Annotated in this window: 8 protein-coding genes; all 8 read left to right on the top strand. The window is 37.3% G+C overall.

What is annotated here, in order from left to right; translation table 11 throughout:
• Positions 1-4 precede the first annotated feature (4 nt).
• Positions 5-2,365, top strand: a complete 2,361-nt coding sequence (locus QZ379_RS02345; protein ID WP_291557895.1) for a hypothetical protein — start codon at positions 5-7, stop codon at positions 2,363-2,365.
• Positions 2,366-2,421: 56 nt separating this feature from the next.
• On the top strand, positions 2,422-4,272 hold the full coding sequence (locus tag QZ379_RS02340) for a sulfatase-like hydrolase/transferase (protein WP_291557893.1): 1,851 nt from the start codon (positions 2,422-2,424) through the stop codon (positions 4,270-4,272).
• 197 nt (positions 4,273-4,469) lie between these two features.
• Positions 4,470-6,329 carry a hypothetical protein gene (locus tag QZ379_RS02335; protein WP_291557891.1) on the top strand — a complete coding sequence of 620 codons (1,860 nt, stop codon included), beginning with the start codon at positions 4,470-4,472 and terminating at the stop codon, positions 6,327-6,329.
• Between the two features lie 141 nt (positions 6,330-6,470).
• Positions 6,471-7,811, top strand: a complete 1,341-nt coding sequence (locus QZ379_RS02330; protein ID WP_291557889.1) for a glycosyl hydrolase family 28 protein — start codon at positions 6,471-6,473, stop codon at positions 7,809-7,811.
• A gap of 32 nt (positions 7,812-7,843) precedes the next feature.
• Positions 7,844-9,337 (top strand): sulfatase-like hydrolase/transferase, encoded by a 1,494-nt coding sequence (locus QZ379_RS02325; RefSeq protein ID WP_291557887.1) that lies wholly within the window; start codon positions 7,844-7,846, stop codon positions 9,335-9,337.
• Positions 9,338-9,349: 12 nt separating this feature from the next.
• On the top strand, positions 9,350-10,963 hold the full coding sequence (locus tag QZ379_RS02320) for a sulfatase-like hydrolase/transferase (protein WP_291557885.1): 1,614 nt from the start codon (positions 9,350-9,352) through the stop codon (positions 10,961-10,963).
• A gap of 79 nt (positions 10,964-11,042) precedes the next feature.
• Entirely contained in the window at positions 11,043-13,544 is a 2,502-nt protein-coding gene (locus QZ379_RS02315) for an exo-alpha-sialidase (RefSeq protein WP_291557883.1), read from the top strand.
• Positions 13,545-13,606: 62 nt separating this feature from the next.
• Positions 13,607-15,160, top strand: a complete 1,554-nt coding sequence (locus QZ379_RS02310; RefSeq protein ID WP_291557881.1) for a sulfatase-like hydrolase/transferase — start codon at positions 13,607-13,609, stop codon at positions 15,158-15,160.
• Positions 15,161-15,321 lie beyond the last annotated feature (161 nt).

The raw sequence follows: 15,321 nt of genomic DNA, 5'->3' as shown, positions 1-15,321 counted from the left end.
AAAAATGAAAACTTACAGTATTATAAACAGAATATTTTATGCATTGTCGGGTCTGCTGCTCTTCTGTTTTATGGCTATTTCGTGCAGTGATGAAATGAAAACTGATACGGACAGTTATTTTATATCGGAGCTTGTCCCTAAATATGCCAATAATCAGGATACATTAATGATTGATATCATTACAGACGGCAAATGGTTTGTAGAATTTGAATCATCTTTTGAGGATGATGACCTTGCTTGGGTACATCCGTCGGATACCGAGGGTATGGGTAGTGCGCGTCTTACTGTTCTTATGGATGCAAATGACAGAGACGAGCGAGTTCTTACAGTTAATGTAATTACTGACAATGAAACAAAAAGTTATTATGCAAAACAGGATGCCGGCTCCAGAATATTGGGAATTTCAGATATTAGGAAAAAACTCGCAGAATCTTTATCAAGAACCGACGGTTCTACTGTACTGACTTATACCCACAACTGGTTTATTAAAACAATTGTTGCGGCATCGGGTGAGGAAGACGGGTATATGGACGGATATTTAGCCGTTATGGACTCGCTTAAACCTAATTCAGGCTTGGGAATGGATATATCAAACATTACAGATTATATACCTGTTATGGGCGACTCAATTTTAATTCCACTTAGAAATGCTGAATTTACAGTGAATGATGTTTTGAGCTTTAAAATTGCGGAAGAAAAGATTGGATTGCTTAAAAAAATATCTGTAGGCGAGGTTACATATAATGTGATTGAAAATGCAGGGCAGTTGCATGAATATGAATCTATGCCTGTTGTAATTAAACGGCATTTCCAGGCTTCGAACGTAGAACAGATAGGAAAATCTCTATATGAACTTGATAACACTCTATTGACATGCAGCCTGGGAGATGACTTGTCGCAGACTGTAGATATTAAAGTTCCTGCAACTGAGGGTGATAAGAATGTTTTCCTGCCTTCGTCGGCAGCAAGTGAGATAAAAGGTTTTTCGGCAGGAAGCTCTTTGGTTGTGTCGGCCGGTTTTATAAAAGAAAATATGAATGTGGAAAGAATTCCGGCACAGAATGATCCAGCGAGGCCTGTTCTTGGAATTCCTTTTATAGACGGTGTTATTATGAAAGGTACAGGATTATCTGCAACCTTGAATATTCCTTATTCATTTGGTAATTCTACAGAATATACATTCACAGTCGAGTCGGATATAAAAATCATAACTGTTGATACTGAGGGAGTAACTATAGAGAACGGTAAAAGTGGTACTTTGGTTTTCCCTCTGGGAGGGGATTTGCCAAAGGATTTGTCTGGTGAAGAAGTCAACCTCAAGATCTCTGCTACACCGGAGTTGCCTGTTATCAGTTTTACAGCTCCTATAGAAGGGCTTTTACCGCTTAAGATTACTGATGTGTCTTTTGTAGGCGAGTTTCTTAATGCCGGTGAAGCTGTAGGCGAAAGCTTTATCCGACTTTCTTATGAGGACGGATATAAGAGAGAGCTTGTCAATTTAGTTGGTACTGTAAGTGGATTGACTTTACAGGATTTCTCTTCTATTAATGTTGAAATGGGTGCCGGATTTATTGATATTCCTATAACCGGTACAGTTGGGAATATAGGTACAGAGTATTTGTTTAATATCAGCTTTGGGGGATATAATAATGAAACAATGGTTATCCTTCCTGAAAATAATAAAGATTTGACTTTAAGTGTTAAGGTTGAGGATTTAAGACTTGCAGAGTGGAATTTCAGTACTCCAAGTTTTTATGATTCTGCAGCTGCAGGAACTGATTTATTAATTAATGATAATACTAAAATGGCTTGTTGTCCATATTCAACAGATGAATTAGGACTGGATAATGGAGGTAAACCTGATAATCTTGCAGGTAAGAAAAATGGTTATTCGGCATCGGGAATTCCTGCTATTATATTGAAAGAGAATTGTAATAATCAGGTTTGCAAGGCTTCAAAATGGCTTTCTAACATATATAATTATATGGCATTTAATGCTGATGCTAAAACGGAAAGTAAGATAATATTTGAAATACCTTTGCCTTCCGATTATAAAGGAAGTGATATTGAACTTTCGATGGATTTCCGTCCTTTGAGTACATCACCCAAAAGCTGGAAAATATATTGTGCCGACGTGGACGGTGAGATACGAAATTATGATTTAATGAATATTACAGCTTCTAATGCTACACCTAATATAATTGAAAAAGTATTTCCGGTGATGACAGATAATTCAGGTAACCAGACTGTGAGGATAATTTTAGAGCCGATTGGAGAAGTTGCAGGAGCCGCACATAATAATATGGCATTCCTTATGAATAAGGTAACAGTAAAACGTCATTCAACATACGGATTCAGAGAATAAAATATTTTAGTGTAATAAACTTGATGAACGGGGGTTTATAAAATTTAAAAAAAGAAATGAAAAAATTACTGACAACTTTGTCATTACCTTTATATACAATGGCAATGACAGCACAGGATAAACCTGATATACTATGGATATTGACCGATGACCATAGAGCCGATGCCCTTGAATGTTTTAATATGGCAACAAGGGGAACTAAAGAAAGCAGATTGGGTTATGTTTCATCGCCTGCACTGAACAAGCTTGCCTCGGAAGGTGTACTGTTTACTGCTTCGTATTGCAACAGTCCGGGCAGTGCTCCGTCGAGAGCATCCATGCATACAGGTTTGTATCCTCATCACAGAGGTGTATACGGATTTGAATATTTTCATGTTCATCCGGATTTTAATCCTGTCACTATGCCCGAATATTTATCAAAAGCTGGCTATAATACCACAGGCTTTGGTAAGCTTGGTGTACGAAGCAAGATTAAAAACAAATCTGGCAAAGATTCAAACTTTATTATGTATGATACTTTTTTCAATACAAAGGATATTGAAGCAAACGGATATTTTGACTGGACAACCGAAAAAATATGGAAGGGTGAAGATGCCGGAGGAAAATACGTTTTCCAGTATCCCGACGGAAGCCGGTATGAGTATTATACCGACAGAAAAGATTCCCAACTGAGAGAGAGTGACATAGAGGCTGCAAGGAAATTTCACGAAAAACAGGATATACTGTTAAGTTACACGGGAAAAAGACAGAAAGGTAAGGGGGGATATCCTAATACTATATTGGGAGGAGAAAACACTATGCCTACCGAACGTACAAACGACGGATATCTTAACCAGGAGTTTTACGGATATCTTGACAGCATGAATAAGAAGTACAAGTCGCTTACCGGGGTTACTGTGGACGGACCTGCCGACGATGAACCTCAACTTTATTATATAGGATACCATTTCCCGCATACTCCGGTTATGCCATCGAAAACTTTCAGAGACAAGTTTAAGGATAAAGTGTATAATATTCCTGAATTTGACAAGGAAGAGCTTGCAAAGATGCCGAAACAGATTGTGAGGTGGTACGAAAAGACAATGGTTGACAAAATGAAGACTGAGGAAAAACAGCAGTTTATCCGTGACTATTATGCATTTTGTGCTATGGGAGATTCGCTTATAGGGGCTGCAGTGGATAAATTTAAGGAAAGCTGCAGGAAACGTAACCGCGAATATGTGATACTTATCGTATGTGGTGACCACTCATGGCATCTGGGTGAACAGGGAGCCTGCAATAAATTTGCTGCATACGAGCAGTCGAACCATACAGCGGTAATTGCAGTTTCGTCCGGCAAGAAGAGATTCCCTGCCGGAAAGGTTGTTAATGATTTTGTGGAGCATGTGGATTTTATGCCAACGCTGATGTCGGCAGCGGGATATAACCTTAATGATAAGAAATTTTACTATCTTGACGGATATGATCTGGCTGCTGTGGCCTCTGGCAAAGCAAAGAAAAGACAGTATGTGATAGGTGAGATTAATCATGTGTGCAGACCGCATGCAATGATAAGAACCAAGGATTTTCTGTTTACTATGCGTACACGCAAGGATGGTGCCATTCCTACAATGGGTGTAGATGCCAACAAGGACATGAAATGGGCTCTTGATGTATCGCTTGAAGAAGCTGATGCTGCACTTTACGACTTGAGGGTTGACCCACTGGAGAGAAACAACGTGGCATACGAAAAGAAATACCGCAAACTGGCCGAATGCCTCAGAAAGAAGCTTGGTAATATAGTTCTGGGAGACGGCCGAATAGAGTGCAACTGGCAGAAAACCAATGAGTATAACAGAAGTACTTTTGCCTTGGGTGCAGATGATAAGGTTATTGAAATAGACGAAAGCATTATTCCTGAAATTTAAATGTAGCTTATGAAAAAATAGTACCTGTTTAGGACTGGCAGTCGACACAAAGGGTACCTGATGATGAAAACGAATAGAGGGTGCTCGCAGGTGAAAATTAATGAATTAAAGCAACATTCGGCTATAGCTGCTGACTTTAAAAACGACAATATATAATATTGGGAATGTACAGGTTTTATGAAAATTTTATTGAAAATATGAATTTGAAAATTAGTACTTTGGCACTGGCTGTAATAGTAGCTGGTGGAATTAATGCGCAGGTAACGGTAACAGTGAACCCTTCGACAAAAAAATATCTTGGAAACGAGTCGGAATTCGCCAGAGAGAAATTTGTAAATATTCATGCTCTGTTTAATGAGCCTGATTCTGATTTCGAGAAATTCAAAAAGGATTATAATATAGATGAGGATTTTATAGGGTCAAGAAGATTCTATTATCCTATTGGAAAAATTAAGAAAGGCAAAATACCTGGTGTAAAGAAAAAATATAATACCGTTAGGGAAGTGCACAATTATGTTGCCACTGCGGCTCCGGGAGCATTGTTTTATGATAAGACATTGAATTACGGTAAGATTGATTTTATGCCATATATAAACGATGTATCAGAATATGTTGCCGAATCTTTTAAGGATGAATGGGATTTAGTCCCGGAATTTCTTGAGCCTTTCAACGAGCCGATGGTGCATGCTGCTGTTTTTACTAAAGGACTGAAAGGTACTGAGAAAAAACAGGCAGTTGAAGCTGTAATTACATATATATGTAAATATCACCGCGAAGTGGCGCGGGCAGTGAAGAACACTCCTGAGTTAAGTGATATGAAAATAATGGGATTTGGCAGTGCATTCCCTGAATTTGAAGCAAATAATTTCGGATTGTGGAACAATCGTTTTAAACAGTTTATTGATATTGCCGGAGAGGATATTGATATATTATCAGTACATCTTTATGACGGATCGGGAGTAAATAATGCCGGTGGACACCGCTCGGGTTCAAATCTTGAAGCTATCCTTGATATGCTGCAGACTTACAGTTATATAAAACTTGGTAAACCTCTGCCTATTGCTGTTACTGAATACGGACGACTGGTACCTAATCAGCCTGAATGGGAAAAAGCTACAGGTGCTGTGGAAAATAAATTGGAGAAAAAGGTAAAGACTAATGTGAGTAACTATCATCCTGTAACTAATTCTCAGGCTGTGAGATCGCAACTTCACATGGTGATGAGTTTTATGAACCGACAGAATGAGTTGGTGAGAACTATTCCTTTTACTATAGGAAAGGCACCTCAGTCGGCTATGTATGCCAAGTCGTCGTTATGGGTGAAGCAAGAAGACGGAAGTTATGAGTATTCAAACAGAAAGTATTTCTTTGAGATGCTGAAGGATATTGAAGGCGAACAGGTTCTTGTTAATTCGGATAATGTAGATGTTCAGGCACTGGGATATGCTGACGGCAAAAAGCTTTATCTGATGCTCAATAATCTTAATGACAATGAACAGAAGGTAAAACTTAATCTTAAAATGGGGGACAATCTTAAAAAAGTGAGTGTAAAAACTCTCAAGATTTTTGATGATAAGATTCCGGAACTTAAAGAACTTGATTATAAGACTGCTCCTTCTGAAATAAATCTGGCTTACGGCGAAACTGCTGTTATCACTTATGAATATAAGAAAGATATCAAGTTTGATAAAGAAGTGAGACGTAATAAATATTATTCAAAGAATTATCTTCAGCCTGTAAAATCGGGTAAGGATATTGTATTTAATATTGATGGAGTGAAGAATGCTGCCGGAGGTAATGTCGTTTTACGACTCGGTGTGGGACGCGCTCATGGATTGGCTGTTGTTCCTTCTGACATAAAAGTTAATGATAAGACTGTGGAAGTGAAAGGTGATGTTATAAAGGGATACGACCAGAATACACGCAAGCAGTTTTTTGGAGCTCTTGAGATTCCGGTAGACTCGAAAATTCTGAGAGACGGTAATAATACCGTATCTGTAAAATATAACGATAACGGAGGTTTTGTTACTACTGCCATTATGCAAGTTGAGAAATAGAATGGTGGGTTAGATGATATGAATTTTTGGGGGATAAAGTGCTTTTTGCATTTTATCCCCCTATTTATAATATTTTATTACCGCTCTTAAGTGATTTAAAAAGAATATTTTTACTTGGAATTTTAAAATCTGATTATCATTATGAAAATAAAACTTTTAGTATCGCTGTGTTTGTTATGTCACTGTGCTGTAAATGCAATGACTATTGATGTGAGAAAAAACGGTGCTGTCAGTGACGGGGTAACTGATAATACGAAAATTATCCAAAAGGCAATAGACGACTGTAGTGCCGGTGGTGGTGGAACTGTTTTGCTTACAGGTGGCGGAAAGTTTATGACCGGAACTTTATATCTGAAAAGTTATGTAACGCTTCATGTTGCTAATGGTACTACACTTTTGGGTAGTCCGGATATAAATGATTATGCACGTGATACTCATAAAATAATGTACAAACGTGAGAAACACATGGACAGGTGTTTTATATATGCCGAAAATGCCGAATCGGTAGGTATTGAGGGGTTGGGTACTATTGACGGAAACGGACATCAGAAGTTTTTCAAATCGCAGCGCCCCATGCTTATCCGTTTTAAAGATTGCAACAGAATAACAGTTAAGGATATAACTCTTGTAAATCCTGCTGCATGGACTTCGGCATGGCTATATTGTAATGATATATCTGTAAGAGGTATCAGAATAGTGAGCCGTGTAAACAAAAATGGTGACGGACTTGATTTTGACGGTTGCACTAATGTGAGAGTAAGCGACTGTTCGTTTGATACAAGTGACGACAGTATCTGCCTGCAGACTTCAAGAAAAGACAAACCTTGCAAAGACATTGTAGTTACAAACTGTATATTTAAAAGTAAATGGGCAGGGTTGCGTATAGGACTTCTTTCGATGGGTGAAATTAGTTCGGTTACAGTTTCGAACTGTACATTCCTTGATATTGACGATTCGGGTCTTAAAATCCAGCAGAATGAAGGCGGATGTATGAAGAATATGGTGTTCAGCAATCTTGTTATGAAAAATGTTCCCCGCCCTATTTTTATGACATTCTGCAAGCAGAGAGCTTGTGTGGATGCTCCGATTGACCAGCTTGACTCTTTACAGTATATGAAGAATTTTGTGTTCAGCAATTTTATAGTTGACAACGAAGAGCTTGATAAAAATTGTGGTATAGTTATTTCAGGAATACCTGGACATGATATAGAAAATATAACTATTGATAATGTAAATATGCATCTTGCAGGTGGTGGAAGCAAGGCTGATGCAAAAAGAGTGAACATTCCGGAATTTGATCTTAATTCAATGAAACATCATTGGCCTGAGTATTCTTGCCTTGGCGGAGCATTGCCTTCGTACGGATTTTTCCTTCGCCATATTGACGGTATCAAGATAAGAAACTGTGAGGTTTATACAAAAACGGGAGATGAGCGTAAACCTCTTGTAAAGATAGATGTAAAGAATTTTGTAATTAATTAAACATATAAACTGCAATTTAGAAATTAATAACCATGAAACTTAAACTTCTACCTATGTTTTTATCTGTTATGCCTGCTCATGAGATTATGAGCCAGGAAAAACCTAATATCCTTTTTATTTTTGCAGATGACATGACTGTTGATGCTCTTGACGCTATCATGTCTGAAAGAGAAGTTATAAGTCCTAATCTTGACAGATTGAGAGAATCAGGCACTTTCTTTACTCATGCATTCAATCAGGGATCATGGTCGGGAGCCGTTTCGGCTGCAAGCCGTGCCATGCTTACTACGGGAAGATATTTATGGAATGCTTGTAACAGACAGCCTGATAATCCTAATTTTGCAAGACAAATGGCTCAGAACTGGCCTAAAGAGTCTAAACCTTATGTTCATAATTTTGTTCAACAGGAGAAATACTGGCCTCAATATATGAGTGAAGCGGGTTACAAGACATATATGACTGGTAAATGGCATGTAATAGCAAGTCCTGACAAAGTGTTTGATGTAGTGAAACACGTGAGAGGCGGTATGCCAAAAGAGTCAATGGATTATTATGAAAGAAAATTCATAAAAGGACGTGAAGAGGTCTGGACTCCATATGATAAAAGTAAAGGTGGATTTTGGGAAGGTGGTAAACACTGGAGTGAGGTCACCTGTGAAGATGCTTTGGAGTTTATAGATGATGCTAAGGGACAGGATAAACCTTTCTTTATGTATATTGCTTTTAATGCCCCTCATGACCCAAGACAGTCGCCAAAGGAATATATAGACATGTATCCTGCCGACAAAATTTCTATACCCAAAAGCTTTGCGCCGATGTATCCGTATAAGGATTTTATAGGATGCGGTCCAAAATTGAGAGATGCAAATCTTGCACCGTTCCCACGTAACAGATACTCTGTTCAGGTTAACAGACAGGAATATTATGCCTTAATTACTCACCTGGATGTTCAGATCGGTAAAATTCTTGATGCACTTGAAAAAAGCGGTAAAAAAGACAATACTTATATATTCTTTACTGCCGATCATGGTATAAGTATAGGTGAAAGAGGATTGTTCGGTAAACAGAATATGTATGACGAAAGTGTGAGGGTTCCTCTTATTGTTTCGGGGCCTGGTGTAAAGAAAGGAAAGACACTGCATAATATGGTTTACTTGCAAGATATTATGGCATCGGCTATGGACTTGGCCGACAGCAAGGATATGGATAAAATTGATTTCAAGAGCCTGATGCCTTTGGCTAAAGGGGAGACTAAAGAGTCTAGAAAAGCTATTTATGGAGGCTATTACGGATTACAGAGAATGGTTCGTACTGACAGATATAAGATGATTATATATCCTATGATTAATGTGGTGAGGCTGTATGACATTAAAAAGGATCCGTTGGAAATGAATGATATAGCTGCTGATCCTCAAAATAAATCTTTGATGGATAATCTGCTGCTTCAGTTGAAAGACCTTCAGAAAGAAGTAAACGACCAGCTTGATGTTACTCCGTATTATAATAATTTCTTTAAAACACTATAAAGGGTTTGTAAAATGAATAGTAATTATATCAAATACCTCCTGATGTCATTGCCATTGGGATGTTATGCTGCAAATAATGTTGCCGACAATGGTGGAAAACGAAATGTTCTGGTAATCTTGTGTGATCAGCTGAGACCGGATTTCCTTAACATATATGGAGGGAAAATGGTTGAAACAGAAGGGATAAACAGACTTGCACGGATGGGAGTGGTGTTTGACAATGCGACAACAGCTTCGCCTGTATCCGGACCTGCACGTGCTTCAATTATGACTGGTTTATATCCAAGCTCTCACGGTGTGTGGACAAATGACCATATTTTTAATGAGGGACTGGATTATCTTCCAAAGCGTATGACAGATAACGGATATATTACGGCTGCTTTCGGGAAGCTGCATCATGCACCAGCAAATGACTCAAAAGGTTTTAATATTTATATACCTATGGAGGAGAGCCGACTGAAAGATAATGAACCTTATGTGAGATATATGAGGAAAAAATATCCAGATGAGAAAATTCAGCGGTACAATCATTTCAGTAAAGGATTGAGCTTTGCCAAGCCGATGAATGAGCATTATGACTATTGGACTACTGATAATGCTTTATGCTTTCTGGATGATTTTAATGCCGGAGTATTCGGTGATAGACCTTTCTTTCTGTGGTTGTCTCTTCAGGGACCTCATGGTCCTTATGATCCGCCTAAGGAATTGAAAGGTTCGGCCGATGAAAGTAAAATACCCGACAGAATAAAAGTTTCTATGAATGAACTACCTTCTGTAATCAAAGTGAGAAGTCCTTATTTTAATAATGAAGAATTATTGAAAAAAGAACGTCTTGCTTATGCCGAAAAAATAAAGCTTGAAGATAATCAGATTGTGAGAATTCTGGATTTCCTTAAAGAAAATGGCCTTCTTGAGAATACTACAATTATATTTTCGGCCGATCATGGTGACCAGATAGGTGACCATAATCAGAATCAGAAGGGACCATTCCCATATCCTTATCACCAGAATATTCCTATGATTGTTGCTAATCACCCTGATTTGAAGAACGGTGACAGATGCGACGCTTTAGTGAGCAATCTTGATATTGCAGCAACTTGTCTGGAAATAGCTAATGACACTGTTCCTTTGGGCTTATCCAGATCAATGTCAAAGATGGTTAATGATAAATCATTCCAAAGAGATGTTAACTTCGCGGAATTTTGTGATTCTTATAAAATGGTTGAAGATAAGCAATATAGAATGGCTTATTTCCCGTTTGAAGGCGAGATTATGCTTTATGATAAAGTGAAGGATCCGTACTATAAGAAAAATTTGGGACGCGACAGCAAATACGACTCCGTGAAACTTTCTTTTATGAAACATTTGATGGATTTCCAGATTATATGTAAGGGTATAAAAATTGAAGCACAAGACTTTACAAATGAAATACAGAAGGAAGTGACAAAGAAAAATCCTTACTGGAAAAAAGACTTCAAGATTTATTTCCCGCTTACTTATTTTAAATGGATATCGTTGAAGGAAAATGGAGTTGATAATACTTATAACGATTTCTGTATCCCTATGAAGGTGGAAAATGCTTATGGCGTTTTCTGGGAGGATAGTAGATATGGAAATATAAAATAGAGTTATATATAGAATGAACAGTTTAGTTAAATTGGTTACTTGTCTGTTTGCTATTGTACCGGTAACAATTTCGGCACAAATGGACAAAAAATTTTTCAAGAAATTACAAACAGAAAAAATTATTTCTTCCGACCGACTGGAATGGAAGCAGTTTGGTCCTGGAATGGCCGGTTATTGTGAAGAGTTCTGGATTCACCCCACAAACGACAATGTAATGTTTATGGGTCCCGATATGCATGTAAGTTATGGTACTTGGGATAGAGGACATTCATGGCAGACTTTGAAAGATTGTGATGGAACCGGACAGGATATGAAACGTGTAATTGAAATGGATTTCTCTCGTCAGAATCCTGATTTTGGTTTGGCACTTGACTGGAACGGTGAAGTTTATAAGACAGATGACATGGGACATACATGGAATTGTATTTATAAACTGGGAAAACGTCATTCGGCTCTAGCTGTAGATCCTAATAACGATAAAGTATGGTATGCCGGTGCCGGTGACTTTTGGAACGTAAAAGAAAATCACCGTAGTTTGAAGAACTTGAATGGTATAAAGTTTAAGTTTGCTGCTTACGGACATATTTGGAAAACCACCGATGGTGGCAAATCATGGGAGAAACTTACAAATGGTATACCGGAAGGTGCCGATATAGGAAAAATAATAGTTGATCCAAGAAATTCTGAAGTTGTATATATGATTTGCGGACAAGGTATGTATAAAAGCATAAACGGTGGAAAATCGTGGAAAGTTTCAGCCAATGGATTGCCTAATAATCTTCCACGTGACTTGACATCATATTATGATAAAAAAAGTAAGGAGTTTATTCTTTATGCAATAGACCAGACATATTATGAAAAGTCAGCTTCGGGTGATATTACTTTTAAAGGAGGTATATACAAAAGTACTGATGGAGCTAAATCATGGACTGACATAACAGGAAATATGCCAATAGACATGACCAAAATATCTAATGGCAGTATTAAGAATTTCCAGTATATTAAAACTCTTTCATACTGGTTCGGTATTTCTACAAAAGAGACTTACAGCCTTTTGAAAAAGCAGCCAAAATCTATAATTCCTGTGTTTAACAGACTTGTTGTCAATCCTAGTAACAAGAATGAAATTTATGTAATTTCGAATGCCAAACATGACCGTTCTTTTACAATAGGTGAAGTAATGAAGACTGAGGATGGCGGTAAAACATGGATTGCATGTGCAAGAACTGGTAAATATTGGGATGAAAAAAGAGATGCGGATTATTGGACTTCAAGGAATAATCCATTAGGATGTAATATGAAATTTGCTCATTTGCAAAAGTCATTAGACATGATCGACTATTCTGCTGGTAACAGATTTATTAATATAAATTCTAAAGGTGATGTTTACATTGAAGTTGATCAGCAAACTCTGTGCTCTACAGACGGAGGAAAGACTTGGGAACAGATAGACGATTATGAAACTGAACCAGGAAGCTGCAAATGGGTAGGCAGAGGCGACAGTAATCTGCCGGGACGTAATATATTGCTTAACACAGGAGTGAAAGACAGAATCTTACTGTGTTGTGGTGAGCATGGCTTGTGGGAAACTACTGATCCGGGTAATTATCCTGACAAATCTGCTGTAGCTGTAAAACAACTTGAAGGCCAGTGTAATAAGGATGGGGCTCATTCTGTTGCAGATGTAGCCGTAAATCCTAAAAATCCTGACGAAATTTATATTTTGTTGTTCCGTCAGGCACACAGAGGACACTTCAGAGTTTCAACTGATGGAGGAAAAACATGGACTAACAGAGCTAAACCTATAGATTATAATAATCCTAATATCTCCGGAAATCATATTTATCAGAATTCATTGATTGTTGATTATGATAATCCAAATAACATTTATTTCTGTGTTCACCGTAGAGCAGTGACAGAAGTAGGAGAGGGCAGTAAGATTAGCGATTTTGACGGTTACGGGATTTATGCCAGCCATGACGGTGGATATAACTGGGATATGGCCAATATTGGTTTGCCTGATGGTTGTAGTATTAACCGTTTGTGTATTGACCCTAAGAGCTCAAATGTTCTTTATGCTGCATCAAACATGGTGAGAAATGTTAAAGGAGGATTATATAAATCTGTTGACTGTGCCAAATCATGGGAAAGATTAGACATTCCGACCGAAATCAAGTCAGTTAATAATGTATTTGTTGACAAGAATAATGGTTCCATATATATTTCCTGCGGTAATAAAGGTGGTAATGTTGATGAAGGCGGTGTATGGCGCAGTAATGATAATGGAAAAACATGGAACAAAATATTCGAAATGCCTTATGTATGGCAAACTGAGACTTCAATACTTGATTCAGATATAATCATTGTCAGTTCTGCGGGCTATCCTGGTTATAACAATAGAGAAGCATTGTTAAATCCTGGTGCATACCTGTCGCAAGATGGTGGTAAGACATGGATAAAAGTGAATAAGAATCTCGGACAACCTGATAAAATTGTTGATATCAAGCCCGACATCAATGATAAAAATATATTCTGGTGTTCACTTTGGGGAAGTGGATGGTATAAAGGTATTTTTAAATAGAACTGTAATATTGCTATGGAGAAGATATTTTTTTAAGTGAATTCAAAATAAACATAAGGGATATGAAATCAATACTATTAAGTGGTACATGTCTTTCTTGCATAGGACTATATATGTGTGCAAACAATTTATCAGCAAAAGACGTAAATAAACCAAATGTTGTAGTTATATATACAGATGATCACAGATATACAGGAATACACGCATTGGGAGGTGAAGCTGTTATCACTCCAAATCTTGATAATCTGGTTTATAACGGTATCTGTTTTACAAATGCTTATCTGCAAGGGGCTTTTACTGGAGCTACTTCTGTTCCAAGTAGAGCCATGCTGCTTACAGGAAGAAATCTGTTTTCTCTAAATGGAATCGGTCATAATATTCCGGTTGAGCATACAATGATGCCTGAAGCATTTAAGGAAGCTGGATATTTTTGTTATCATATAGGGAAATGGCATCAGGACAATAAATCATTAGCACGTTCATTTAATAGTGGGAGTAGAGTGACAGGCCAACCTTTGTATCTTCTTGACAAATACAGAATGCCGTTCTCATATTGGAATAGTGAAGGAGAATATAGTAAAAAGAACTGTTATTTGTGCGAATATGATAAAAATGGTAATACAGTCAACAGAATTGTCGGCAAAGAACCATATGGACCAATAGGCAATGAAAATACAGCTCCGCATATCATTGAACTATTGTCTGGTGATGCTATGAAATTCATTTCAGATTATGATAATAAGAATCCTTTTTTTGTCTATCTTTCTTTACCTTCACCTCACGATCCTTGTCAATGTCCTAAAAAATATAAGGATATGTATCCTGCCAACGAAATAAATCTTCCTCCATCATTCATGGCGCAACATCCTTTTGATAATGGAGATTATGTGAGCAGAGATGAGAAACTGGCTTCATGGCCACGAACGCAAAATGAAATAAAGGAAAAAATATCTGATTATTATGCAGCCATAACTCATACAGATGCACAAATAGGACTTGTAATAAAGGCATTAAAGGATGCCGGATTATATGATAATACAATAATAATTATGGCAGGTGACAGCGGACTGGCAGTTGGTAACCATGGTCTTATGGGCAAACAGAACTTATATAATGAGGATGGAATCCATGTACCTTTTATTATCTCAGGTGGCGCTTTAGATAAACAATACCATGGAAAAAGATTTGATGCCTTATGTCATATACATGACATAATGCCTACTGTTCTGGATATAACTGATATAAAGATTCCTAAATCCGTAAATGGAAAAAGTCTGTTACCGGTGATAAAAGGAAAACAGAAAGATGTCAGAGAATATTGTTACTTTGCATACAGACAACACCAACGTGCAATAAGAATTGGTAATTACAAACTAATTGAATATGTTAGAGCTAAGGATTACAATAAGCAAACTGGTAATTTTATATCTGGCTCAAGAGTTACACAACTCTTTAATATAAAAACAGATCCTTGGGAAACAAATAATCTGGCAAATTTCCCGGAATATACAGAAATGATAAAGGACATGCGTGAGAAAATGAAAATTGCCTCTTCGGAATATAATGATACCTATGATAAAAACAGATCTGAATATAGCTTTTGGGAGTTTTATTAATGATTATACATTTTTGAAAGTCTAGAGACTGTCATATAAACAGTTGACATATCTTGAGTATAACCGAATTATAATATCATCTTTTTTTGCATTAGTATTTGCAGCGTGAAGTTACGAAAAGAGTGTAATTTATTGGAAATGAGCGTAGGTTAATTGCTCTT

The sequence above is a fragment of the Bacteroides sp. genome, from assembly GCF_019417265.1.
GTDB lineage: Bacteria > Bacteroidota > Bacteroidia > Bacteroidales > Bacteroidaceae > Phocaeicola.
Note: the sequence above shows the minus strand (reverse complement) of the source record. Positions and strands in the feature narration are given on the sequence as shown.